This is a genomic window from Sphingobacterium arenae (genome assembly GCF_014692505.1).
Classification (GTDB): domain Bacteria; phylum Bacteroidota; class Bacteroidia; order Sphingobacteriales; family Sphingobacteriaceae; genus Sphingobacterium; species Sphingobacterium arenae.
The window spans coordinates 46,841-71,874 of record NZ_JACNYK010000004.1 but is presented as its reverse complement, the minus strand read 5'-3'; the positions used below and the strand labels follow the sequence as shown (position 1 = coordinate 71,874).

At 41.7% G+C, this 25,034-nt stretch carries 26 protein-coding genes; 17 read left to right on the top strand and 9 right to left on the bottom strand.

From position 1 onward, the window contains the following. Nucleotides 1–2 precede the first annotated feature (2 nt). From H8B17_RS14520 to H8B17_RS14460, 13 genes are all read left to right on the top strand, one after another. Entirely contained in the window at nucleotides 3–689 is a 687-nt protein-coding gene (locus tag H8B17_RS14520; protein WP_190309955.1) for an urease accessory protein UreF, read from the top strand. A gap of 77 nt (nucleotides 690–766) precedes the next feature. Beyond that, nucleotides 767–1,378, top strand: coding sequence for an urease accessory protein UreG (gene ureG / locus H8B17_RS14515; protein WP_190309954.1), 612 nt, complete (start codon nucleotides 767–769; stop codon nucleotides 1,376–1,378). 12 nt (nucleotides 1,379–1,390) lie between these two features. Continuing rightward, complete coding sequence (locus H8B17_RS14510; protein WP_190309953.1) at nucleotides 1,391–2,434, top strand: urease accessory protein UreD; 1,044 nt, start codon at nucleotides 1,391–1,393, stop codon at nucleotides 2,432–2,434. 11 nt (nucleotides 2,435–2,445) lie between these two features. Continuing rightward, nucleotides 2,446–2,796 carry a hydrogenase maturation nickel metallochaperone HypA/HybF gene (locus H8B17_RS14505; RefSeq protein ID WP_190309952.1) on the top strand — a complete coding sequence of 117 codons (351 nt, stop codon included), beginning with the start codon at nucleotides 2,446–2,448 and terminating at the stop codon, nucleotides 2,794–2,796. Further along, nucleotides 2,793–3,503 carry a hydrogenase nickel incorporation protein HypB gene (gene hypB, locus H8B17_RS14500; protein WP_190309951.1) on the top strand — a complete coding sequence of 237 codons (711 nt, stop codon included), beginning with the start codon at nucleotides 2,793–2,795 and terminating at the stop codon, nucleotides 3,501–3,503. The genes H8B17_RS14505 and hypB overlap by 4 nt, the downstream gene beginning before the upstream one ends. Before the next feature lie 13 nt (nucleotides 3,504–3,516). Then, complete coding sequence (locus H8B17_RS14495; RefSeq protein WP_190309950.1) at nucleotides 3,517–3,933, top strand: urease accessory protein UreE; 417 nt, start codon at nucleotides 3,517–3,519, stop codon at nucleotides 3,931–3,933. A gap of 370 nt (nucleotides 3,934–4,303) precedes the next feature. After that, the gene (locus H8B17_RS14490; protein WP_223816587.1) at nucleotides 4,304–5,323 is read left to right on the top strand and encodes an ABC transporter substrate-binding protein; all 1,020 of its coding nucleotides are present in this window, start codon (nucleotides 4,304–4,306) and stop codon (nucleotides 5,321–5,323) included. 3 nt (nucleotides 5,324–5,326) lie between these two features. After that, on the top strand, nucleotides 5,327–6,340 hold the full coding sequence (locus H8B17_RS14485) for a FecCD family ABC transporter permease (RefSeq protein ID WP_190309949.1): 1,014 nt from the start codon (nucleotides 5,327–5,329) through the stop codon (nucleotides 6,338–6,340). Continuing rightward, entirely contained in the window at nucleotides 6,337–7,113 is a 777-nt protein-coding gene (locus tag H8B17_RS14480) for an ABC transporter ATP-binding protein (protein WP_190309948.1), read from the top strand. Before H8B17_RS14485 ends, H8B17_RS14480 begins: the two co-directional genes overlap by 4 nt. Next, entirely contained in the window at nucleotides 7,110–7,661 is a 552-nt protein-coding gene (locus H8B17_RS14475; RefSeq protein ID WP_190309947.1) for a GNAT family N-acetyltransferase, read from the top strand. The genes H8B17_RS14480 and H8B17_RS14475 overlap by 4 nt, the downstream gene beginning before the upstream one ends. Further along, a complete protein-coding gene (locus H8B17_RS14470; RefSeq protein ID WP_190309946.1) occupies nucleotides 7,661–9,847 on the top strand; it encodes a TonB-dependent siderophore receptor in 2,187 nt (728 codons plus the stop codon). Before H8B17_RS14475 ends, H8B17_RS14470 begins: the two co-directional genes overlap by 1 nt. 117 nt (nucleotides 9,848–9,964) lie before the next feature. Then, a complete protein-coding gene (locus tag H8B17_RS14465; RefSeq protein WP_190309945.1) occupies nucleotides 9,965–11,365 on the top strand; it encodes an APC family permease in 1,401 nt (466 codons plus the stop codon). Between the two features lie 36 nt (nucleotides 11,366–11,401). Continuing rightward, the gene (locus tag H8B17_RS14460) at nucleotides 11,402–11,929 is read left to right on the top strand and encodes a class I SAM-dependent methyltransferase (protein ID WP_190309944.1); all 528 of its coding nucleotides are present in this window, start codon (nucleotides 11,402–11,404) and stop codon (nucleotides 11,927–11,929) included. Between the two features lie 340 nt (nucleotides 11,930–12,269). On the opposite strand, the gene metQ is transcribed toward H8B17_RS14460, so the two are convergent. From metQ to H8B17_RS14440, 4 genes are all read right to left on the bottom strand, one after another. Further along, on the bottom strand, nucleotides 12,270–13,079 hold the full coding sequence (gene metQ, locus H8B17_RS14455; protein ID WP_190309943.1) for a methionine ABC transporter substrate-binding lipoprotein MetQ: 810 nt from the start codon (nucleotides 13,077–13,079) through the stop codon (nucleotides 12,270–12,272). A 33-nt stretch (nucleotides 13,080–13,112) separates the two neighbouring features. After that, nucleotides 13,113–13,769 carry a methionine ABC transporter permease MetI gene (gene metI / locus H8B17_RS14450; RefSeq protein ID WP_190309942.1) on the bottom strand — a complete coding sequence of 219 codons (657 nt, stop codon included), beginning with the start codon at nucleotides 13,767–13,769 and terminating at the stop codon, nucleotides 13,113–13,115. 9 nt (nucleotides 13,770–13,778) lie between these two features. After that, on the bottom strand, nucleotides 13,779–14,525 hold the full coding sequence (locus tag H8B17_RS14445; RefSeq protein ID WP_190309941.1) for a methionine ABC transporter ATP-binding protein: 747 nt from the start codon (nucleotides 14,523–14,525) through the stop codon (nucleotides 13,779–13,781). A gap of 97 nt (nucleotides 14,526–14,622) precedes the next feature. Beyond that, on the bottom strand, nucleotides 14,623–15,123 hold the full coding sequence (locus H8B17_RS14440; protein ID WP_190309940.1) for a hypothetical protein: 501 nt from the start codon (nucleotides 15,121–15,123) through the stop codon (nucleotides 14,623–14,625). Between the two features lie 248 nt (nucleotides 15,124–15,371). Here H8B17_RS14440 and guaB point away from each other — a divergent pair, with 248 nt between their 5' ends. Together guaB and H8B17_RS14430 are read left to right on the top strand one after the other, a co-directional pair. Further along, nucleotides 15,372–16,844, top strand: coding sequence for an IMP dehydrogenase (guaB, locus tag H8B17_RS14435; RefSeq protein ID WP_190309939.1), 1,473 nt, complete (start codon nucleotides 15,372–15,374; stop codon nucleotides 16,842–16,844). A 98-nt stretch (nucleotides 16,845–16,942) separates the two neighbouring features. Continuing rightward, nucleotides 16,943–17,059 (top strand): 30S ribosomal protein THX, encoded by a 117-nt coding sequence (locus H8B17_RS14430; RefSeq protein ID WP_190309938.1) that lies wholly within the window; start codon nucleotides 16,943–16,945, stop codon nucleotides 17,057–17,059. 47 nt (nucleotides 17,060–17,106) lie between these two features. Here H8B17_RS14430 and H8B17_RS14425 read toward each other — a convergent pair whose 3' ends face one another. The 5 genes from H8B17_RS14425 to H8B17_RS14405 are packed head-to-tail and all read right to left on the bottom strand — an operon-like array spanning nucleotide 17,107 to nucleotide 22,536. Next, nucleotides 17,107–18,006, bottom strand: coding sequence for a serine hydrolase (locus H8B17_RS14425; protein WP_190309937.1), 900 nt, complete (start codon nucleotides 18,004–18,006; stop codon nucleotides 17,107–17,109). Between the two features lie 12 nt (nucleotides 18,007–18,018). After that, nucleotides 18,019–19,491, bottom strand: a complete 1,473-nt coding sequence (locus tag H8B17_RS14420) for an amino acid permease (RefSeq protein WP_190309936.1) — start codon at nucleotides 19,489–19,491, stop codon at nucleotides 18,019–18,021. Nucleotides 19,492–19,519: 28 nt separating this feature from the next. Further along, nucleotides 19,520–20,218 carry a carboxypeptidase-like regulatory domain-containing protein gene (locus H8B17_RS14415; RefSeq protein WP_190309935.1) on the bottom strand — a complete coding sequence of 233 codons (699 nt, stop codon included), beginning with the start codon at nucleotides 20,216–20,218 and terminating at the stop codon, nucleotides 19,520–19,522. A gap of 12 nt (nucleotides 20,219–20,230) precedes the next feature. Next, complete coding sequence (locus H8B17_RS14410) at nucleotides 20,231–22,180, bottom strand: M1 family metallopeptidase (protein WP_190309934.1); 1,950 nt, start codon at nucleotides 22,178–22,180, stop codon at nucleotides 20,231–20,233. Between the two features lie 5 nt (nucleotides 22,181–22,185). Beyond that, nucleotides 22,186–22,536 (bottom strand): ArsC family reductase, encoded by a 351-nt coding sequence (locus H8B17_RS14405; protein ID WP_190309933.1) that lies wholly within the window; start codon nucleotides 22,534–22,536, stop codon nucleotides 22,186–22,188. Between the two features lie 388 nt (nucleotides 22,537–22,924). On the opposite strand from H8B17_RS14405, the gene fbaA reads away from it, so the two are divergent. After that, nucleotides 22,925–24,004, top strand: a complete 1,080-nt coding sequence (fbaA, locus tag H8B17_RS14400; RefSeq protein WP_190309932.1) for a class II fructose-bisphosphate aldolase — start codon at nucleotides 22,925–22,927, stop codon at nucleotides 24,002–24,004. Between the two features lie 143 nt (nucleotides 24,005–24,147). Then, nucleotides 24,148–25,029 (top strand): tyrosine-type recombinase/integrase, encoded by an 882-nt coding sequence (locus H8B17_RS14395; protein ID WP_190309931.1) that lies wholly within the window; start codon nucleotides 24,148–24,150, stop codon nucleotides 25,027–25,029. Nucleotides 25,030–25,034: the final 5 nt, after the last annotated feature.

The following is a 25,034-nucleotide window of genomic DNA, read 5'->3' as shown; positions in this document are numbered from 1 at the left end:
ACATGAACCCATTACTGACGTTACTGCAAATCAATGACTCCGTTTTCCCTATAGGAAGTTTTACGCATTCGTACGGTTTGGAAACCTATATCCACAAAGGGATAGTAAACGATAGTAACTCTACCGAAGCGTATGCCGAAAAGATGTTGCGCTACAACTTCTTCTACAATGATGCTGCATTTTTCCATGAAACCTGGAAGATCTGTGAGAAGAAAGCCTTAAAACAGAAATTGATAGAACTCGATCACTTGATTACATCGCTTAAATCACCTTATGAAATCAGGGATGCCAGTAAAAAGTTGGCTATTCGGTTCTTAAAAGTAGTCGAAAGTTTTCAATCCGTAAGACGTTGTAAAGCCTATTTGAAAGCGATTCAAGAAGGTGAAGCACATGGGCATTACGCGATGGCATTTGCCATGTACGCGCACGCACAAAATATCAGCTTGGACGACGCCTTAAGTGCATTTTATTACAACTCGTTAAACGGAATAGTAACAAATTGTGCGAAGCTTGTTCCCATTAGTCAAATGGACGGACAAAAGATTCTCTTCAAATTACAGCCGTTAATAAGAGAGCTGGTCGACAAACAGGCAGATATGGATCCCGACATGATAGGAAATTGTTGTATTGTGCAAGATATCCGATGCATGCAGCACGAAAAACTTTATACAAGAATTTACATCTCTTAACGAGCTATTTATTGTCAGGTTGACAATAGGAAATATGTATTGTGGAGAGATTTAAAAGGATTGCTCAAAAAGATAAAATGGAAAGAAACTATGTGAAAATAGGCGTAGCAGGCCCAGTGGGCTCTGGAAAAACAGCCTTGATTGAAAGACTGACAAGAGAGATGTCTGCAGATTACAGCATCTGTGTTGTTACAAATGATATATATACCCGCGAAGATGCGCAGTTTTTACAGAAGAATTCTGCATTACCAGCAGAACGTATTGCCGGTGTAGAAACTGGAGGATGCCCCCATACGGCTATCCGGGAGGATGCATCTATGAATATTGAAGCTGTGGAAGATCTAGTACAACGGTTTCCAGACACACAAATCGTCTTCATTGAGAGTGGAGGAGATAACCTTACGGCTACGTTTAGTCCTGATTTGGCAGACGTAACCATCTTTGTGATTGATGTGGCTGAGGGCGAAAAAATTCCACGTAAGGGCGGACCGGGCATTACACGTTCGGATTTATTATTGATTAATAAGATAGATTTAGCTCCCTACGTAAACGCCGATTTGCGCATTATGGAAAGTGACTCGAAAAGGATGAGAGGAGAAAGACCGTTCATCTTTACCAACCTGATGACCTTGCAGGGTTTGGATAAGGTCAAGGATTGGATCAAGAAATATGCTTTATTAGAAGAATAATAACCGGAATAAATGGATAGTATAATCAAGATTAATGTAGAGCGAGACGGGCATCAGAGTCGGTTAAAGGAGAGCTATCATAACGCACCTTATAAATTAACGCATTATGGTTCGCCCCGGGCACAGGATCATTTAGAGATGATTATTATGAGTGCCTCTCCGGGGATTATGGACAAAGATTCCTTAGTGATCGATGTACACGTGAAGGAAAATGCACAGTTAAAGCTTTTTACGCAGTCTTTTAATAAGTTACATCCTATGAAAGAGGGCGCGTCTCAAGAGACCAATGTGTTATTAGATAAAGACAGTGTGTTCAACTATGTACCACACCCCGTCACACCTTTTAAGGATTCTATTTTTAAAACAGTGAATACTATCCATGTTAATGATGGTGCTACCTTGATATGGGGCGATATTATTAGCGCGGGAAGAGTGCATCGAGACGAGGTCTTTGCTTTTCGAAAGCTGCATAGTATTACACGCATTTATCAAAATGGTAAATTGCTCGTGACTGACAATCAATGTTTATTGCCACAGGAGCAACCCGTATCCGATTTGTTGTTTTTTGAAGGATATACACACCAAGCTACCCTTATTTATTGTGGCCCGTTCGCGAAGCTGATGAAGGGGGAGATGGACGAGATTCTAACAATGGAGTATGAGGATGTCTCATTTGGGTTTACCGAATGTGCGGAAAACACACTCTTGCTTCGTGCAGTGGGCACGGATGGAGAATTGTTGTATAGTTTTTTGACGATGTTGGCACAGATGTGCTGGGTATTTACGCAAGATCAATTAGTTACCAAAGCTGAAGAAACCGCTGGTATCGTAGCTGAAACCGCGCCAAAAGAAGCTGTGAGCACGGGTACAGAGAAAAAAGTAGTGAAAAGGGTCGCCGCGAAAAAAACGACAGCACGAAAAAAAGCAACGCCAAAAGAAACGGCCTCTAACATGATAGATGCTAAAGAAGCCGTGAAGAAGAAAACTATAGCAAAAGGAAAGAAAGCAGTAAAAAAGACCGTTGAACAGAGAACGGTAAGTAAGAAAGCCGTTTAATATAGAATAATATGCACGAATTAGGTATTGTAAAAGATATTTTTAGAACCTTGGAAGAGGCTTATCCAGATAAATACGAAACGATTATCAAAATTAATCTGGAGGCGGGTTTATTAAGTAGCTTGCAGCCAATACTTATCCAAAATGCATTTGAAGCCTATGTACTGGACGATACAAGGTTTAAAAATACGGAATTGGAAGTGTCCATATTGCCCATTATAGCATATTGTAAAAGCTGTAATAAGCAGTTTGAAGTTCAATATCATCGCTTTGTATGCGATTGTGGCCAAACATCCGATTCCATCATACAAGGTGAAGAATTAAGAATTAGTCAAGTAACATTTAAGGAGGATAAAAAATGAGTAATCCAACAACCCCAAAAAGCAACCAAATGCCTGTAGGATCTGTTCAATGTGATAATACCACACTGAACCTATTAAAAGCCAACGATTTTGTTGCGAAAGCCATCCGGGAGCGTTTGAAAGATATATGCGTGATCAATGTATGCTCATCGCCAGGAAGTGGTAAGACGACATTGATGCAAGAAACAGGTAAGCGCTTGAGTAGTGAATTGAATATTGCCGTTTTGGTAGGTGACCCCGAAACCGAACGCGATGCTGTGCGTATGCGCGAAGTTGGAATCAATGCTTTGCAAATCGTGACCGGCGGTATGTGTCATATTGAAGCACAGATGGTTTTGCAAGCATTGGATCATATTAATTTAAACGGTGTCGATTTATTGTTTATCGAAAACGTAGGCAACTTGCTTTGCCCGGCAGCATTCGACTTGGGTGAAGATTACCGTGTTACGCTATTGGCATCAACGGAAGGAGATGATAAACCAAAAAAATATCCACGTATGTTTTTGACCAGCGAATTGATGCTTGTTTCGAAAGCTGACTTGCTGCCGTATGTGCCGTTTTCCGTGGAAGCCGTGACGAAGGATGCGCGTGAAGTCAACCCCAACCTGGACGTGATATCGATCAGTACGCTGAACGGTGATGGTGTTGACGATTGGTGTAATTGGTTGACGGAAAAAGTGAACGCAAAAAAAAGAATCGCAGGATAAAGCACAGCAAGACATGACAGATTCCAATCGGGAAATAGATTTTTTATCACTTCAATGGTATGAAGCCAATAGAACAGTAATAAAACGGAAGACGGAGGGAGGCAGAGATGTTTCCCTCTCCCGGTCGTCGGAAACACCTATTCATGATGGAGAAACTGTATATACGGAAGACGGTGTGATCGTGAAAGCCCGTATCGAACCTTGCATTTGTATTGTGCTGCATGCTGACGATATGACCATTATCGGAAGTTTTTGTTTTGACGTAGGTAATCGTCATCTACCGATATTCTTAATTGACGATAAAATCGTCGTCTCTTACGACGGACGTCTGTTTCAAGCCTTATCAGGGAAGTATGGCGATAAAGTACAGATGGAAACAAAAGTCCTTGATGTGAAATATGCTATCAAGGCTTTTGGAAATTATCTGTAAAATATCCCTCCTCCTACATCAACAATCGTTCATAAATGAGATCGAGCATGGTCACCAATAGGAAATGCGTATTCCCATTTACGCAGGTTTCTATAAATAGCGTATTGATAACGAATGATCCTGGAGTTTCTATACATAAGCAACAGATAGGTTTTCGGAATTTATTTTAATCGCATTCAAATAAAAATATTTTCGATTTATAGCAGGTTAAAATACTTCATCTAATTGTTTGTAAATAAGATGCTAATGCGACTGTTGAGCATCCAATTCGGTTTTCTAATCTCGTTCTAATATATTATTAACCGGATTATTATGTCTTTGTTATATACTTGTAAAAAGTAGGGTTACGATCATCTCGTAAATAAAAATTATGAAAACATATATAGATATAGACGTTAAGTATATATTGTTATTCTTTTGCGCTATGCTCTTTATGGCGAGCTGTCAGCAAGCGGCTAAGCAGGGAGATAGGCATAGTGGGAAGTACTATGCAGAAGATAGCCGAGGTCAAGAAACAGCACTCAGCAAACCCGCAGAGCGTATTTTGGTGTTATTTGAGCCGATGGTGGACGAACTGTTTATGTTAGGTGTCCATGACCGTATTGTCGGTATTCCAGAACAGGTTTATCAAAATGAATCTTCTTTTCGTTTCTTTTCCCAATTAGACGAACGTATAGCGCGTAAGGAAATTGCGACACCTACATACGGTGGCCGGGCAAACAATGTCGAATCCATTGTCGGGTTGAGACCAGATCTGGCAATTGCATATGAGCAGGATAAGGAGACGATTGCCCAGTTGGAAAAATTGAATATTCCGGTTTTCGCTGTTTCCAGTAAAAACAAAGAAAGTATTTATAAAGAATTACGAGGTGTTGCCGCCTTGCTGGATAAGGCAGATCGAGCAGAGGAACTGATCTCCTATGTTGACGGAGAATTGAAAGCAATGGAAAGGCCAGCGAATAGTCGGCGGAAAAAAGTATACTACGCCTGGTCAAAAGGACGTATTTTATCTACTTCAGGTAAAGGTTCGTTGATGGATTTATCTATTCAAGCAGCAGGCGCGGAAAATGCCTGTCCACTCGAAATGGAAGCGCCTAATATCGGTGCAGAACAGCTTTACAGTTGGAATCCCGATATTATCGTGCTGTGGAATTCACAGCTGGAAGATGTTTATGATTTAAAAGAACTGGCGGCACTTCCGGCTGTAAAAAATAAAGCAGTATATGTGTTGGCGCCTACATTCAATTATGATCCACATACGATTAAATTCATGTTGTTTGCAAAACAGTTGCGGCATTGGTGTTATCCGGAGAAAAATGCTGAAGCATTGGAATATGAAATTCAGGAAGCACTGGATAAGCTGTATCAGCTCAAAAATAACAAGATTTAAGGGATGGGGCGACGTGTAAAGGTACTTTTGCTCATCTTGACGCCATTTGTGGTTTTGTTTTTTTCCCTGTCATTGGGAAGCACAGGATATGTAGGTATATTGGATTTAGCCCATTATATGTGGATGGGAATTCAGCGCCTATTTGGCCATGAATTGGCCCGAGCAACGACGGATATAGAGACTATCCTTTGGCAAGTGCGCTTACCGCGTATTTTATTAACGTTTATGGTAGGAGCGGCATTAGCAGTATCGGGTGGGGTCTTACAGGCCATTTTTAGAAATCCCATTGTTGATCCGTTTTCCTTGGGTATTTCTTCCGGCGCTGCATTTGGGGCGGCACTGTCTATGTTGATACCCTTCATTCCGATTAATCTATCGGCTTTCTTATTTGGCATAGTAGCGGTAACAATTACTTATTTCGTGTCTTATGCGGGTGCCAGAACCTCGATGATTACCATGGTTTTGGCAGGGATGATTATCACGGGCGTTTTTACGGCATTCCTAACGGTATTACAATATTTAAGCGACCCCTATAAATTACAGGCGATCGTACAGTGGACAATGGGTAATCTACATACAGCCTCTTGGGACAAGGTGCAAACAACATTTATACCGATAATAGGTGGTTTGTTCGCTATAGCCACATTCCGTTGGAAGCTTAATCTATTGGCATTGGGTGATCAGGAAGCGATGGCAGTAGGTGTAAATCCGCGGAATATTAAGTTTATCATCGTGGGGTTGGCGACAATGATTACAGCATCAGCAGTAGCTTCAGTCGGTATGATTAGCTTATTCGGGTTGATTGTACCTCATATCAGTCGTATTTTTTTTGGTCCAAACAACCAAATAGGCGTTTTTGCCAATATGAGTATCGGTGGTACATTTCTGTTGCTGATTGATGATTTTTCACGTGCCGTTATGCCATTTGAAATTCCAGTAGGTGTATTTACGATGATATTGGGAGCGCCACTGTTTATTTATCTGATGCGTAAAAACGCTGTAAACTGGAACGCATGAAGAAATTAATACAGATTCATCATTTGTCCTTTTCGTTTGGTAAGCAACAAGTGCTTGCTGAATTGACGGCAGATTTCTATGGGGAAGAGTTGACGGTGATTCTTGGAAGGAACGGTAGTGGAAAATCAACGCTTTTCAACATTCTTTCCGGTATGGAACGCCATTACAAAGGCGAAGTGCTGTTTGCTGATCAAAATCGGAAAGATATTCATGCGGGAAAGAAAAATACGCTCCGGATAGGCTTCATGACCCAATTTCATCAAACAACTTTTCCCTTTACGGTGTTTGATGTGGTGTTAACAGGATGCGCTGCCTTTTCCAGATTTGCACCACGTCAGGTAGATTTTGATCTGGTTGAGGAAAATCTACGGGCTTTTCAGTTATGGCACTTAAAAGATAAACCATATACTGCTCTTTCGGGAGGAGAGAGGCAGTTAGTTTTACTATGTCGGATTTTGGTGCAACAACCTAATGTGTTGTTGCTCGATGAGCCGACAAACCATTTGGATTTACACTATCAGGTTGCCGTAATGGAACACCTCAAACGTCTGGTGCAATCGGGCACGACAATCGTCTGTGTGATGCACGATCCTAATCTTGCGCTGCTATACGGAAATCGATTTTACGTCATGCAGGATAAAAAGTTACATTTATTAGAAGAAAAAGATCCAGTAGCATTACTGTCGACCTTAGAAAAGACATATCACGTCGCTTTAACTAACGTCCAGCATGACGGACGAACATTGATCATCCCTAAACGAAAGCATTTATGACAAACGATATACATATATTGCCTGTAGGCCTAAAAGACCAAGAGGAGGTCATCGCTTATGTATTGAAAACACGGGAACAGTTATTTCCCATGTTGAATCATAAGGTTATACCCAGAGATCTGCAAGAATTTTCCGCAACGTATGTAGAGACTGATCTAGGTGTTTTTTTGCAAGCACGTACGGGACAAGGAAAGCTCATCGCTACCATCGGGATGATGGCGTACGATGATCGTTTTCCGTATTTTTCTTTTACAGCAACAAAAATTGTGGAGGTAGTTAAGCTCTTTATCGAACCTGCTTATCGGAGATCGGGTTTGGCGACAAGATTAGTGCACGAATTAAAAAAGATGGGTCAGAAACAGGGTGTTGAGTTACTCTATTTACACACACATCCCTTTTTAACAGGTGCTTATGAATTCTGGTTAAAGCAAGGGTTTGATTTGATGTTGTCGTGTGAAGAAGCTGGTTTTGAGACCTTGCATATGACATTAGATAAAACGAAAGTGATAAAAACAAACACTTTTAATTCTTTTATGGAGAACAGCTAATGATAAAAGTTTTTTATACTTCTGTTTTGATATGTTGTGCCGTAACGGGTTATGCACAAGTCGATACAACCGCGATAGCTTTAGAAGAGGTACTAATTACGGGTAGACGGAATAACTCGTATTTGATTAATAAAACGGAACTAGGTGGTAAGTTTTCGGGTATATTGAAAGATCTCCCGCAATCGGTATCGGTGGTAAGTCGTGAGTTTATGGAGGATCGGCAAGCTTTTCAGATTACGGATATGGTACAGGATCTGGCGGGTGTCAGCCAAGCTTCTGTTTATGACGATTTAACCATACGTGGTTTCAATAGCGGTTATGCCAGCGGTCTCCGTCTGGTTAATGGGATGCGCTCGGCTTATGGTTATGGTACAAGCTTTTGGCGTGCGCCGCTCACCGCAAATTTGGAAAGTATCGAAGTGCTGAAAGGACCCGGCGCTTCACTTTTTGGTGATATTGTGCCAGGAGGTACAATTAATCTCGTGACGAAAAAGCCACTTGAAGAGCAAAAAACAAGTATTAATTTCAGTGTGGGAAGCTTTCAGACGCTCCGGTCCACACTGGATATGGGCGGCCCGTTGGATAAAGACAAGCGATTTCTGTACCGTATTAATGTAGCCTATGAAACTTCACGTACATTTCGGGATAACAATCAAAGGCGGAATATATTGGTCGCACCTTCGTTTACGTTTCGTCCCACAGAAGGAACGCAAATTGATGTCGACCTGACATACGATGATTTCGATGGTGCTTTAGATAGAGGCATAGGTATTCGGAATAAAGATTTTTATGGGCTAGATAGAGCGTTTAATGTGAACCAGCCGACGGATTTTTACCGTTCGAAGTTCTTGACTTTTGCGACGCGGTTTTCGCAGGACATTACACAGAACTTGTCTTTTCATATGAATTACATGAAATCGATATATGGTGAAGACTTGAATGAGTTCCGCACATTAAACACTTTTGCCGATCCACCGGCAAACACAATCATGAACATGCGTTTTCTGTCGAAGAATGTAAAAGATTACACCGACAATCTGGTGAGCTACCTGAGCTATAATCTGAACAGGCCGGGACATACACATCGTCTCGTGTTGGGGGTAGATTATGCCCAGTATGGTGGGGACAAAAACAATGTGCAGCGAGAAGCGAGACGACGTATGCTGGATGGGGAAGAGGTGCCCCTGACGATCAATTTGGAAAATCCTGTACGGGATGTGATCGATGTAGGTTCTTATATTTGGCTAGCACAGGCTGAATTTCCTTTTTTGAACCCTTATAGAAGTATGGGGTTCTATATACAAGATCAAATAACAATAGGCCAACGTTTGAATGTAGTGATGGGATTGCGCCATGAATATTACCGTTCAAGCAGCGCGGATCTCGCGGAGTCTTACAAAACGAGCCAACATGCCTGGTTACCACGTTTTGGATTGACGTACCATATCAACGATCAAATGAATTATTTTGCGAGCTATTCGCAGGGATATGTTCCGGTGGGAGCAGATTTTATGCATAACCACGAGCAATATGGTTCCGATAGTCCCTTTCGCCCCGAACGTAGCTTTCAAGTGGAAACAGGTTTAAAAACAGGCTTCTTTAATAACCAACTGCAAACAGAACTTTCCCTGTTTCATATCGGCAGAGAGAACATGATGATTGCTACTGGCGAAATGGGTGATAGCGGGTTTCCCGTATATAGGCAGTCGGGTGAAGTGATATCGCAAGGAGTAGAATTGGATTTTAGGGGGCAGGTAACCAAAGAGTTTCAAGTGATGGCTAATTACAGCTTTAACCATACGGAAGTGAAAAGATCCTCGATGGAGATCGAAGTGGGAATGCCTTTGGCAAATGCACCCAAGCACATGGGGAGTGTGTGGATGAAATATGTAATCCCAGAGGCCACTTTCAAGGGACTAGGTTTTGGTGCTGGTATGAATTTTATGAACAGCAGACGTATGGAAAATCCTATGGCTATCGATGAAGAAGGGGCTATGGCATGGGACAGATGGCCGGGTTATGAAGTGTGGAATGCAGCGCTTTATTACCATATAAAGGGGGTACGGTTGAGCCTCAATGTGAATAATATATTAGATAGGTATTATTATCTAGGCGGTTTTGATTACACAAGAGGTTTTGTTGGAATGCCGAGATCGGTGATGTTATCTTTAGGTTTTTTATTGTAGTTGCAGTCGTTACTGTGGCTATCTTCATCTGTATGAAGGGAATGACAAACAAATTCGATAGTTGTTTGTATTATTATATGAGCAAAAATACATCGATCCTATAAAAGGAAAGCGCGCATGAAAGACACGCAGAGCCTGAAAGTCAGCACCGAAACATCCGTAAAAACCAGTCGTAATGGTGTTGTCATTCACACCACTAAATCAGACCGACCAAAACAAGTTTTAAGCATAATTGACGCTGTTGTCGTCATCGTTGGTATTGTCGTTGGAGCCGGTATTTTTCGAACTCCATCTATAGTTGCTGAGCAGACAGGCAGCCCAGAATTATTTTTCGGTGTGTGGGTGTTAGGAGGGGTGATTTCTCTTATTGGTGCCATGTGTTACGCAGAGCTGAGTAGTGCCTTTCCTAACACCGGTGGCGACTATCATTTTTTACATCGTGCTTTCGGCAAGCGTTTTGCTTTCTTGTTTGCCTGGGCAAGGATGAGTGTTATTCAAACAGGTTCTATCGCACTACTGGCATTTATTGTGGGCGACTACATGAGTGAATTATACAGTTTAGGTGCATTTTCTTCCTCCATTTACGCTGCAATAGTCGTTATCGGGCTAACGCTTATCAATGTAGTGGGAATTCACGTCGGTACTGGTGTTCAAAAAATGTTGGTTAGTTTGCAGTTCATTGGGTTACTTGCGTTGATTGCTGCCGGTCTTTTCTTTCATGCTGACGGACACGACCAACCGGCCGTCGCGACCGTGAGTTCGGGTATCACGCCAGCAATAGGTGGAGCCATGGTGATGGTATTATTAACATTCGGCGGCTGGAACGAGGCAGGGTATATATCTTCGGAAATGCGCGGTGGTAGTAAAAAGATGGCAATGGTAATGATTATCAGTATTCTCCTGATTACGATCCTGTATCTTTTGATAAATCTAGCCTATCTGAATGTTTTGGGGATTGATGGACTGGCTTCTTCAGACGCAGTGGGGGTAGAAACGATGCGTGTCATTATGGGAGACACCGGCGTGTTCTTTATTGGCTTATTAGTTATACTGGCCGCATTGACATCGACCAATGCGACTATTTTTACGGGAGCGCGTACCAATCATGCGTTAGGACGAGACTTTTCTGTTTTTTCGTTTATGCGTACCTGGAAATCGGAAACATCTACACCTGTTAATGCACTTTTAGTGCAAGGAGCGATTGCGATCATCCTAATCATTGTTGGTTCCTTCGCCCGCAGTGGGTTTGAATCTATGGTAGATTTTACCGCGCCAATTTTTTGGTTTTTTATTTTGTGTACGGGGATTTCTCTTTTTATTTTACGTTATAAAGAGCCCCATGCGCCCCGTCCATTCAAAGTACCGTTGTATCCAGTGCTGCCGATTATATTTTGCTTGACTTCCTCGTACTTGCTTTATTCCAGTTTGATGTTTGCCGGAAGAGGGGCGTGGCTTGGTGTAGGTGTGCTGTTACTCGGTACAGTTTTTTTCTTCTTTATGCCAAAATTGAAACGATAAAATAAACATGTTTTTTGAACCCTTAAATTAAACAAAATGAATGCATTGAAAAATTATTTACTGATTTTTTGTCTATTGACAGGCTTTCAGGTATTCGCACAAACACCTAATTTGGATGTACCTTATGTGCCGACAAAACAACCTGTCGTAGATGCTATGTTGGATTTGGCCGACATTAAAGCGGGGGATGTTCATTACGATTTAGGTTGTGGTGATGGGCGTATTGCTATTTCTGCTGCTAAGCGCGGAGCGACATCCACCGGTGTCGACCTCGACCCACAACGTATTAAGGAAGCAAACGAAAATGCAAAAGAAGCTGGTGTAACCGACAAAGTGACTTTTGTACAGGGAAATTTGTTTGATTTTGACTTTAGCAAAGCAGATGTATTGACGCTTTATTTGCTTCCTGAAGTCAATTTAAAATTACGTTCAAAAATTTTGAAAGAATTGAAACCTGGAACACGTATTGTGTCGCATGCTTTTGATATGGGAGACTGGGAGCCGGAAAAAACCATCACGGTAGATGGAAGTACTATATTCTTATGGACGGTTCCTAATCGTTAATAGTTTTTTATGTTCTTTTTTCCGTAAAAAGAACCAAACCGAACGAAGAGAGCTCATGGACACCAAAATGAACACTTGTCCATAAAACTCGCCGCTTCGAATATTTTACATTTGGGATAATACTAAGAATGTGTCTGTACAGATGTAAAACATTCGGATGCGGCATTTTAATGTTAAGAGAGGGGCTATGCAATTGTATTATCCCTCCATTAAACCCTTAATGCCACATGTAAAATTTTGATAACTGTAGAAATATCATTTTTGTAGTACCCCATTCTATCAAAATTTTAAAGTGGCGACTTTTTTTGTTTCTTTTTTTGAGAGAAAAAAAGAAAAGAAACTACCAACCTTTTATGGCTCCGCCTTTGAACTCTTTGTTCGCGACAGCTTCTACTTCTTCCGATTGATAGGCTCTCGCAAAATGTACTACTTTTTCGTCTTCCTTGTTGTCTTCTCGACTTACAATAATATTCACGTAGGGAGATTTCCCATTTTCTACAAAAACACCGTCATTTTTTGCCGTAAGACCATTGCTTGCGGCAAAATTATTGTTGATAATTGCGATAGTAACTTGCGCGTCATCCAACGTGCGAGGCAGTTGTGGAGCTTCCAGTTCCAAAATCTTAAGGTTTAGGTCATTCTGGTTAATGTCTTGTATACGAGGGAGTAATCCTACATTTTCCTTAAGCCGAATAAGACCGACTTCTTGCATGAGCAAAAGTGCCCTGCCCAAGTTTGTGGGGTCATTCGGAATAACGACCGTATCACCGGATCGGAGCTCACGCACGTTTTTTATTTTCTTGGAGTAACCCGCCATAGGGTAAACAAAGGTGTTTCCGACAATAGCAAGTTTATAGCCACGCCGTTCCATTTGATCCTCTAAATAGGGGGCTGTCTGAAAGACATTTACATCGATATCACCCTGATGTAGGGCTTCATTCGGCATAACATAATCGTTGAATGAAACCAGTTCAACTTCGAGATTGTATGTTTCTTTCGCAACTCTTTTGGCCTCTTCGGCCAAACGGTATTCTGGACCAGCTTGTACACCTACCCGAAGGATATCGGACGAGCGGTTTGTATCTCCACAAGACCATAATACGGTCAAGATGATGGCCGCACTAAGTAAAGATCTAATCGTATTACACATATATTTATAACTTATCATTTAATTTTATAACGCCTACTTCCTATGCTCCACATATTTTGATAACCGATCGCCGATAAATTGTATGCCAAACACAATGGCAATCAATAAAACCAGCACCACATTCATAATTAACGCGTCATAACCTACATAGCCATATTGATACCCGATGTGTCCTAAGCCTCCTGCACCGACAGCACCTCCCATGGCAGAATATCCCACGAGGGTGATAAGGGTAAGAGAAGCACTGTTTATTAAAGCGGGAAGGGCTTCAGGAATAAGTACCTTGCGCACAATTTGCGTCGTCGTGGCACCCATGGAGCGTGCTGCTTCGATAATCCCGAATGGGATTTCTAGTAAACAGTTTTCCACCAACCGCGCAACAAACGGTGCGGCACCGATACTTAACGGTACGATGGCGGCGTTCATACCGATTGATGTACCCACTAAGGTCCGTGTGAATGGAATCATCCAAACGATGAGTATGATGAAGGGGATGGAACGGAAAATGTTTACAAAAAAAGCAATCGTACTGTTAAGCGGCCTGTTTGCAAGTAATTGCCGTTCGCGTGTTAAGAATAATAATATGCCTAAAGGAAGCCCAAGTATAAAGCTGAAAAAACCTGCAGCAAACGTCATCGCGATCGTTTCCCAAGTACCCTTGGCTAATAACCAAAATGTTGCTTCTGACATAACTGTTGTTTAATCAATGATCCACGCTGGATTCAGTAATTCTCGCGTGATATATGATTTTGGTGATTTAAATAGTTCATTTACGTCATTCTGTTCAACGACTTGACCTTGAGACATAACGGCCACTTGGTTACATATCGCTCGTATTACTTCCATTTGGTGGGTAATCAAGACAATAGTGATCCCCATTTCTCGGTTGATACGCTTCAGAAGCGAGAGGATGGCCCGGGTTGTTTGCGGATCTAATGCACTGGTTGCTTCGTCACAGAGCAAAATTTCTGGATCCGAGGCTAACGCTCTCGCAATCGCTACGCGCTGTTTTTGTCCGCCGGATAGCGCAGCCGGATATTCATCTCGTTTTTCCGATAAATCTACCATACGAAGAAGGTTGTCTACTTTCTTGTTTATTTCTGCTTTAGCCATTCCTGTTAACTCCAATGGAAAAGCAATATTGTTAAAAACGGTACGGGAAGAAAGTAGGTTGAAGTGTTGGAAAATCATTCCTATCTTCCGACGAAGTGGAATTAACTCTCTATCTGAAAACGATACAATATTCTGACCGGAAAGGTATATGTTCCCGGAGGTGGGGCGTTCCAATAGATTAATAGTACGCACAAGCGTGCTCTTTCCGGAACCGGAATAACCGATAATACCGAAGATATCCCCTTTATTAATGTGGAGCGTAATGTTTTGGAGGGCCTGAATCTCCCTTTTTTGCTTGTAGAATATCTTGCTGACTTGCTCTAGCTTAATCATATAATCTAGTGCAAAGGTAGTATTTGTTCGGCTTTTAAAAAAATATCGGTATACTAAAGTTCGTATACCGATATGCTACTTTTTTACGCGTCGTAACCTATTTGAGCGTGAATTTAAATCCTAATGTAAAGCGTGCCGGCTCAAAATTGCTGTTATGGGTAAGATTCCACCACGGTTTCCAATCGAAATGGAAAGCTAATGGTGCAGACGGGATTTTAAACTCCAAACCGGCTGCGGGGCGTAAGGCGAAATATGTGCGATCGCCATCCCGATCGTCATACCACCAGCGTCCACCATCGATAAAGGCAAGTTGCGGTCCCACACCTACGTACCAATTCAACCCGTTGGTTCCGGCAATAGCTTGGTTGTGAGAGTAATCGACTCCTAAAACTGTTACATCATCTCCGAATAATACTTGGGCGTTTCCGGCATTTGCACCGTCAAAAAAATGCTTTATCTGTGGGCCCACTAATGTCGGTCCGTCACCCACATCAATACCTAAACCTAGGGCGGTTCGATAGCGGGCTTGCGCGTTCGCTTCTTGTATGCCTACAGCGACGAAGGAGGCTGCTAATAAGGATAGAAATACTTTTTTCATGATAACTCTTCTACTAAATATAATTTCAAAAACTTACCGATTACCGATAAGAGGTTTTTTTTAGACTTACACTAGTGCAAATAGTTTGCCAAAATACAAAAATGGTAGTGATTCAAATTTAATCTAATGAAGTGTAAGCCCATTGTAAAAAGGAAATATCACTCGTATAAAAAAGTTGTTTTTTTTGATAATATCGAAAAAAAACGTAATTTTGCCTGGCAAATAGAAACTCCAAAGATATTTGCCATATGCAATTAGATCCACAAAAATTTGTAGCAGAAGGTCTTACATACGACGATGTTTTATTGATCCCTGCCTACTCAGAAATTTTGCCTCGTGACGTCGATACGAGCACGCAGCTTACAAAAAAGATCCGTCTAAATATTCCGCTCGTGTCTGCCGCAATGGATACGGTAACAGAAGCTGATTTAGCTATTGCTATCGCACAGGCGGGGGGTATAGGAATGTTGCATAAAAACATGTCTATAGACGAACAAGCTGCAGAAGTGCGTAAAGTAAAACGCTCGGAGAGCGGAATGATACAAGATCCGGTAACATTGTTGGAAGGATCGACTGTGGGGGATGCTTTTAAAATAATGAAAGAGCATAAGATAGGGGGTATTCCAATTGTCAATAACCAAAGAAAACTTGTCGGTATTGTTACCAATCGTGATCTACGCTTTCAGAAAGATATGACGAAGCCGATTAACGAATTAATGACAAAAACGAACTTAGTAGTGGCGCCTGAGGGAACGGATCTGATTCGCGCGGAGGAAATTCTACAGAATCACAAAATAGAGAAGTTGCCTGTGGTAGACACGGAGGGAAACTTAAAAGGTCTTATCACCTTTAAAGATATTCAGAAATATAGACATTATCCAAATGCGGCTAAAGATAGTCATGGTCGTTTAATGGTTGGTGCGGCAGTGGGTGTAACGGTCGATACGTTAGAACGTGTTACTGCCTTAGTAAAAGCAGGCGTGGACGTGGTGACTATCGATACAGCGCATGGCCACTCAAAAGGAGTGATTGAAAAACTAAAAGAAGTTAAAGGAGCTTTTCCGGAACTACAGGTTATTGTAGGAAATATTGCAACTGGTGCAGCGGCAAAAGCCCTGGCCGAAGCAGGGGCAGATGCTGTAAAAGTTGGAATCGGTCCTGGCTCTATCTGTACAACGCGTATTATTGCCGGTGTTGGAGTTCCCCAGCTATATGCAGTGTATGAAGTGGCCAAAGCCTTAAAAGGTACAGGTGTTCCATTAATTGCCGATGGAGGGATTAAACAAACAGGAGACATTGCGAAAGCTATTGCCGCTGGGGCCGATACTATTATGGCAGGATCATTATTTGCTGGGGTAGAAGAAGCTCCCGGCGAAACAATTATCTACGAAGGGCGTAAGTTTAAGTCGTATCGCGGCATGGGATCGGTAGAGGCTATGGAGAAAGGTTCTAAAGACCGTTATTTTCAGGACGTCGAAGAGGATATTAAAAAACTAGTACCAGAAGGTATTGTGGGGCGTGTTCCCTATAAAGGAACACTTGCGGAAGTGGTATATCAATATATAGGTGGGTTAAGGGCGTCTATGGGGTACTGCGGTGCAGGTAGTATCGAGAAATTGAAAGAAGCGCAATTTGTTCGGATTACTGGTGCGGGGCTAAGAGAATCTCATCCACATAATATTTCGATCACGAAAGAAGCCCCTAACTATAGTAGAGGTTAAAGATCGGAGAAATCCCGGTAGGTTTTTGGATTTAAGCACGGTAATTGGTAAATTGCTTCCAAGCAATCTATAATTGTAATACTTAAATACAAAAAACTATGGGTAAAGGAGATAAAAAAACACGAAGAGGAAAAATTATTGCGGGATCATACGGAAAGAAAAGACCAAAAAAACATCCAAAGGAAAAAGTACAAAATAAAAAAGAAGCTGTCTAACTTTTTGGGGCCTGCCAAAAGACGGCTTCTTTCGTTATCAAAGATAGCTAAAGTACGGGATCGTATGCTTTAAACTTTCCGTTCGGCTCGAAGTAATTCCATAATATACGTGTTATTTTTCTGATTAAGACTTCCGCTTCATTATCAACAACCCAACGTTGATCTTTATTGTTTTTTGTTAAAACAGTAAAAACAAAATCACCCGAAGGAGCATGCACAAATACCACTTCGTTACGCGTTTGGTTTAATGCACCGGTTTTGGAGGCTGTTGCGATATGAGCCGGAAGCTGGGATAGGGCTTCACCGTTATAATATTGGTTTTTTAAGTAGCGATACATTTTGTCGGAAAGGCGAGGAGTAATGACTTTGCCCTGTCTTATTAACGTCATTAACTGGGCAATTTCGCGTGGTGTAGTTTGTCCCCAGCCGTACTGCTCCCAAATCTGTTGACGGCCCTCCGTACGCGAATTGACTTTAGTATTTGGAAGATCTAGACTATCCATCAGTTGATTGATTTCCTTGCCGCCCCCGGCAAGTTCCTGACACCAGATCGAAGTTACGTTGTCGCTATAGGTCAGCATTAAAGAAATCATTGTGGATAGGTTCGTCTGCGTACTATCTTTATAAAACTGCATCAGTCCTGAACCGCCGTAAACACGTTTGGCGTCATAGATATAAGGGGTATTTAGCTTTAGTTTCCCGAGATTTATTTTGTTGAAAACTCCAACAAGAATAGGTACCTTCACTAAACTAGCGGTAGGGAAGATGGTATCCGCCTGTATGCTTACCGTTCTGTTTTTCTTGAAGTGCTGTACGAATATCCCCACATCCCCTTGGAAAGCTTTGATTTCGTTCTGTAGTATATGCTCCAATTTAGTGTCATTTTTTTGTGCATAACTAATCGATGTTATCGAAAATAAAAGAACCGTTAACAATCCGTATTTCATAGCGCTATATCGTTATAATTTACGATGAGATTGCCTTACTCTACTGTGCTTTCTGCTATAGAACCAATAAATTGCAATGCCGATAATTAACCAAATTGCTAAACGTTCCCAGCTTTCTATCGGTAAAGACGCCATCAAAATCAAACAGACAATAATACCTAGTATGGGTACCAGCGGAACCAATGGCGTTCGGAATGGTCTTTCGATTTCAGGATTTGTTTTCCGAAGTACCAACACCCCAATGCAAACCAACGTAAAGGCAAATAGTGTACCGATACTAACCATGTGCCCCAAATCGGAAATGGGTACAAAGCCGGCAAAAAGAGATACGAATACCATGAATATGAGGTTCGTTTTCCAGGGTGTTTGGTTTTTAGAAAGGTCGGAGAATATTTTGGGCAGCAATCCGTCTTTGCTCATGGAATAAAACACGCGGCTTTGTCCCAGTAGCATTACTAGGATAACGGAAGTATAACCGGCGATGATTGTGACGATAAGCGCCGTATTGAGGAATGTATAGCCTGTATTTGCAAATGCTGTGGCTACGGGCTTGGCATCCCCCTCAAAAGATTTGTAGTTTTCTAAACCGGTCATCACATAAGAGAAAAGGACATATAGAAGTGTACAGATAATGAGTGATCCGATAATCCCGATTGGCATACCACGTTTAGGATTTTTAGCTTCCTGCGCTGCTGTACTCACGGCATCAAACCCGATGAAAGCAAAAAATAAGACGCCGGCAGCTCTCAGGATACCACTAATCCCAAACTCTCCGAAATGCTCACTGTGTAGAAAAGACCATAAACTCATATCACCATTTTTCACCATTTCTTCCCCTTCATTTGTGGGGACAAAGGGAACGTGATTTGACGAATCGATAAAGCTCCACCCCAAAACAATAAATATCAAAACCACGCCAACCTTTAAAATAACCAGTAGATTGTTAACCGTCGATGATTCCTTTGTGCCTCGGATGAGTAATAAAGATAAAAGACAAACGATGGTAATAGCGGGAATATTGACATATCCGCCTTCCCAAGGACCTCTTAAGAATTCCGGGGAGATAGATAGCCCGAAAGTCATCAAAAGCTCATTGAAGTACTGCGACCAACTAACAGCCACTGTGGCACTGGCTAGGGCATATTCTAAAACCAGATCCCAACCGATAATCCAAGCCATAAATTCACCCATGGTCGCGTAAGAATAGGTGTACGCACTACCTGCTACGGGAATCATAGAAGCAAATTCAGCATAACAAAGCCCGGCAAAAGAACATGCTAACGCCGCTATGATGAAAGAGAGAATAACGGCAGGGCCTGCATTTTCTGCTGCCGCAATCCCCGTAAGGGAAAAAAGGCCTGCTCCGATAATAGCTCCTACCCCTAAAGAGACCAATCCGCTACTAGTAAGTGTCCGTTTTAGTGTATGCTTTCCACTTTCTCTCGCTTCTTGGATAATTTGTGGTATAGACTTTTTATATAGCATGATGTTATTTTTATAGTCTCAGAAAGTTTTATTTTGCCGATTTAAATTTACCATAGGAGTCGAGAATATACGCTCGTACGTCTTCGGGCGATGCTGTTTCGATAAAATCCAGCGGTGGGCGAAATTGCTCCCTAAAAAGGGCCATATCGGTTTCTGTAAGTGGTACGATTGCCCGGATCATCTGGGGTGTAAAAAGCCGGTCTATTTTTCGGTTATTCTGCTCTTCCAATAGGAGATCAAGGTTCTTACGAGCCATCTTACTTTGCCCTCCGAATAAACGGGAAAGAGAAAGGCGTATGCCGCCACGATTTTGGGATACTTCGGTAACCTGTCCTGCACTTTTGGCTTTTTCTATTTCGTATGCCAAACGACTGTCGGTAAGGCGGCTTACGACGACCTCATCAATTGCAATCGTTTTGCTGTCGCGAATTAGATAGACGCGCTGTACCCCTTCTTGGTAGACAAAAGCGGTGTCCACCTCATATCCGGGTTGGGTAAAAGTAAGTAAATCGTTGATGGCCCCACTTATCCTAAAATTTCCCTCGACATCCGTCTGTGTGGCCTTACCCGTCCGAAGGTTCTTGACGACCACATTTGGTAGTTGCTGGCTGCTTTCCAATTCATATACGATACCCTTAATTTCTTGTGCTTTCATTGAAAGGCTCAGGCCAATCCCCGAAAGAAACAATAAAAGGAAGTGCGCGCGATATAGTATGTTTTTATTCATGCTCATATTTATTTAATTACGGGGCCATACGTTATTATATGGATCCATATCGGGGTAAACATTGTCCGGATCGATGACAACCTTCGTTAGTTTTTCGGTCGTGTTAATTTTGAAGCGCCACGACGTATTACGTTGCCATATTTCCACGGGAAGCTTTTTTCTTAGCTTTTGTCCAGATGCTGTTGTCACTTCGATAACGACAGGCATAGCCAACTTTTGGAGGTTGTCGATTGTGATGATAGCCCCGTTTTTTGGATCTAAAGCCTCATATTCGACCGAACGGATCGCTTGGTCTAATGCCCAGTTATTTTTAAACCATCCGCGCCAAAACCAACTTAGATTTTCACCGGTTTCATTTTCTATGGTACGGAAAAAATCATCAGGTGTGGGGTGTTTATAGGCCCAGTACGCTATATACTTTCGAAAAGCGTTATCAAAACGCGCGGCACCGATAATTTCATCACGCAACAAACGAAGACCATAAGCCGGTTTGTAATAGGCAAGAATTCCGATGTTTTTTTCTTTCATATTCTGTGGTGAGGACATAATCGGTTCCAAATCAGATCGTGAAAACGCCGGTGCCATACTATTCCGGTTTCCAAATTTTTTATGATATTCTCCTTTATTAAACTCCTCTGTGGACAATCCGTTGATAAACGTATTAAAACCTTCATCCATCCAGGCGTGAAGCCGCTCGTTGCTTCCGACAATCATGGGAAACCAATTGTGTCCAAATTCGTGGTCGGTTACGCCCCATAAGTTGCCAGCTTTCGCTGTGGCACCACAAAAAGAAATCGCAGGGTATTCCATGCCACCAACATTCGATGCCACATTAATAGCTACAGGGTAGGGGTATTCAAGCCATTTTTTACTATAGTGCTCGATCGACGCCTTTGTATATTCCGTAGAACGCTCCCAGGCATTCCCACCGTTGCTTTCTGCTGGATAAGCGGAGAGCGCTAGAGCACTTTTTCCACTTGGATTGTTGATTTTTGCACCATCCACAATAAAAGCTTTAGAAGAGGCCCAAGCGAAATCATGGGCGTTATCCAATTTATATTTCCAAGTGAGACGCTTTTTGTTCGGACGTGAGGCTGGGTCAGTCACTTCTTTGGCCGATCGAATCAGCACAGTTTTTTCACTTTCGGATGCTCGTTTATAACGTCCAAGTTGTTCAGAGGTCCAAACCTCGTTTGGGTTGAGAAGTTCCCCGCCGGCAACAACGATATGATCTGCGGGAGCATCGATCTCCACATGAAAATCACCAAACTCTAGATAAAATTCACCTGGTCCCGTATAAGGATCTGTATTCCATCCTAATATGTCATCATAAACGCATACCCGAGGGTACCACTGTGCAATCGTATATATCTTTCCATTCTTGGTATCCAATATACCTGTTCTGTCTGCTCCATATTCCGGCACTATATATGAAAATTCGATTTCTAAGCTAATAGAATTACCCCCAGCTTTTAACGCTTGAGGTAATTCCAGCCGCATCCGCGTATCGATTACGTCGTACGACGCTTTTGATCCGTCTGAAAATCGAAGATTTGCTAACTGAAAGCCGCCATTGAAGCCCGATTCGGCCGAACCATAGCGACTATCTTGTAAGGGAATAGTGGCCTGCCCGCGGGAATCTTCACGGAATAGATTTTGATCCAATTGAAACCAGATGTGTTGTAGATCATCTGGACTGTTATTGGTATAAAGAATGGTTAAATGTCCCGAAACGTTATTGGTCCGTTCATCTAGAGATACGCTGATCTTGTAATCAGCTCGGTTTTGCCAGTAAGCATGTCCTGGTTTCCCGCTAGCGGAACGGTATGGAGAACCGTTCTGTGTATAAAAAATGGGATCGAAAGCTTCTGTATAATTGTATACACTGTTGGTTTGCGCATTCCCTGAACTTAAGGCAAGCCACACCACGCTAAGCGAAGTACAAATTAAGTTCTTAATCATTCGTATTATTTTAGTTTAGCCTGATATTCGTTTTCATCGAAACCCAGTATAATACCTTTAGTTGATTCAATTAAAGGTCTTTTAATCATGCTGTTATTGCTTAAAAGAACCTTATTTGCCGATTCAGTATCTATTACTTCTGCCTGTTCCGCTGGGCTAAGCTTTCGCCACGTCGTTCCTTTTTTATTTACTAAGGATTCCCAAGGGACTTTCTTTTCCCACGCTTTGAGTTGCTGTAATGTAGCAGGTTCTTTTTTATAATCATGAAAAGTGTAAGGAAGGTTGTTTTCTTCCAGCCAAGTCAAAGCTTTTTTTACCGTGTTGCAATTCTTAATTCCGTATACCCGTAGTCCCATTCGTGATATCGTTTATGTTGTATAATCTGATAAAGATATCAATATTATTAAAAATTAGCGGTGTTCTTTTTGAAATCATCGTTCTCTTTATTTCCTTTATAGGGCTTCTTTTTGAAATGATACCCTTCTAGCATAACAGGAAAATAGAAGAACAAATAGGTTACCAAGCACATGTTCTTCCGCTAATTCACCACCTGAATTCATCGGGATCAATTCTTGTCTCTTTCAGGAACTCATTATGGATATTTGATACTTTTGAATTTCCGCAATTCTAGTCTCTATTTTTCTATGTGTAATCTTTTGGTGTGTATTTTTAACACTAAGTGTTGCGTGGTATGAAAAAACTCCATACCTTTAGTCTCAAATAACACAAAATAATAGAAAAAATATGAGCCTAAAAGATTTTAAGGGTGTTTTAACTGGCGATCAGGTGCAGGAGCTTTTTGAGATTGCCAAAAAACATAAATTTGCTTTACCTGCAGTCAATGTGATTGGAACAAATTCGATCAATGCAGTTATGGAAACAGCAAAAGCGGTAAATTCGCCTGTCATTATTCAGTTATCTAATGGCGGTGCGCAGTTTTATGCCGGCAAATCCTTGAACAATGATGGGCTAAAAGCCTGTATTTTGGGAGCCGTATCAGCCGCTCAGCATGTTCACCTGCTTGCGGAGCATTATGGTGTAGCTGTTATATTGCATACTGACCACGCTGCTAAAAAATTATTGCCTTGGATTGATGGTCTTTTGGACGCTGGCGAAAAATTCTTTGCGCAGCATGGCAAACCGTTGTTCTCTTCCCACATGCTAGATCTATCGGAAGAATCAATTGAAGAAAATATTGAGATTTCCAGAAAATATTTAGAACGTATGAAACCACTTGGTATGACGGTCGAAATCGAACTGGGTGTTACAGGTGGCGAGGAAGATGGTGTAGATAATACTGATGTGGACAGCTCGAAGTTGTATACGCAGCCTGAAGAAGTAGCCTATGCTTATGAAGAACTGTCTAAAGTTTCCGATAAATTTACAGTTGCTGCGGCATTTGGAAATGTCCATGGTGTATATAAACCAGGAAATGTGAAGTTGCAACCTGTTATATTGCATAACTCACAAACCTATATCCGCGATAAGTTTAACATTTCTGCAGAGAAACCGGTAAACTTTGTTTTCCACGGCGGTTCAGGTTCTTCACCGGAAGAAATCGCAGAAGCGATTTCATATGGCGCTATCAAGATGAATATCGATACAGACATGCAATGGGCTTTTTGGGATGGTGTTCGTGCTTACGAAGCTGCGAACAGGGATTATCTGCAAGCCCAGATCGGTAATCCCGAAGGTACGGATTCACCAAATAAAAAATACTACGATCCTCGCGTGTGGTTACGTAAAGGGGAGGAGACGTTTGTAGAACGATTAAAACAAGCCTTTAACGAGTTGAACGCTGTTGATGTAAATTCAAAATTATAAGAATCTAATTAACGGGTTCTTTTAAACTTAGCCGACGGAGACCGTCGGCTAAGTTTTTTTAATGCCATCTTTTTGCGGAAATTTTCCAATTAATTTTTTCATACTACTCTTTTTGCTATATTTATAGGAGAACGATGTAGATAATGAATAAACAACGATTTTTAAGTTTTTTGGAGTTTGAGAAACGTTATTCTACTCATACCATTTTGGCCTATGCGTTGGAAATAGACCGTTTCTTAGAATTTTTATCAGCTGAAGAAATCGCTTTCGAGGAGGTAGACTATCGCGTTGTCCGACATTATCTAGCTTTAATGAAGGAGAATGGTAGGCAAGCCTCGAGTATTAACCGCTCTATATCGTCTTTACGTTCTTTTTATAAGTTTCTACTAAGAGAGGGTGTTATTACTTCAAGCCCTATGCAGCTGGTCCAAGCACTAAAAACGCCCCGAAAATTGCCTGTGGTGGTCGAGCAGGATAAAATGGTAGACTTATTGGATAGGGGCGCGACGAATCCGGAAAGTTTTGAGGAAGTACGCGACTTTGTGATTTTAGAAATATTATTCGGGACAGGGATTCGGCTCGCGGAGCTTCTGGCAATTCAAGAACGCGATATTGATACCTATAACAGGAGGATACGCGTATTGGGCAAGCGGGGCAAAGAAAGACTGGTACCTGTACACCGGACATTATTGGAAGAAATCCGTCGTTATTTGATGTTGAAATATGCGCAGGATTTTAAAAACAAATCAACCTATTTAATCGTTACCAAAGAAGGGAAGCAAGCCTATCGCTCATTGATTTATCGGACGGTGCGACAGTATTTGAGTCAGATTACTTCCCAAGAGAAAAAAAGTCCGCATGTGTTGCGACACACTTTTGCCACCACACTTTTGAATAATGGAGCGGATTTGAATGCAATTAAGGAATTACTAGGTCATGCTGGTTTAGCGGCAACACAAGTTTATACGCACAACTCTGTAGAAAGATTGAAATCTATTTATAAACAAGCCCATCCAAAGGCTTAAAAAAA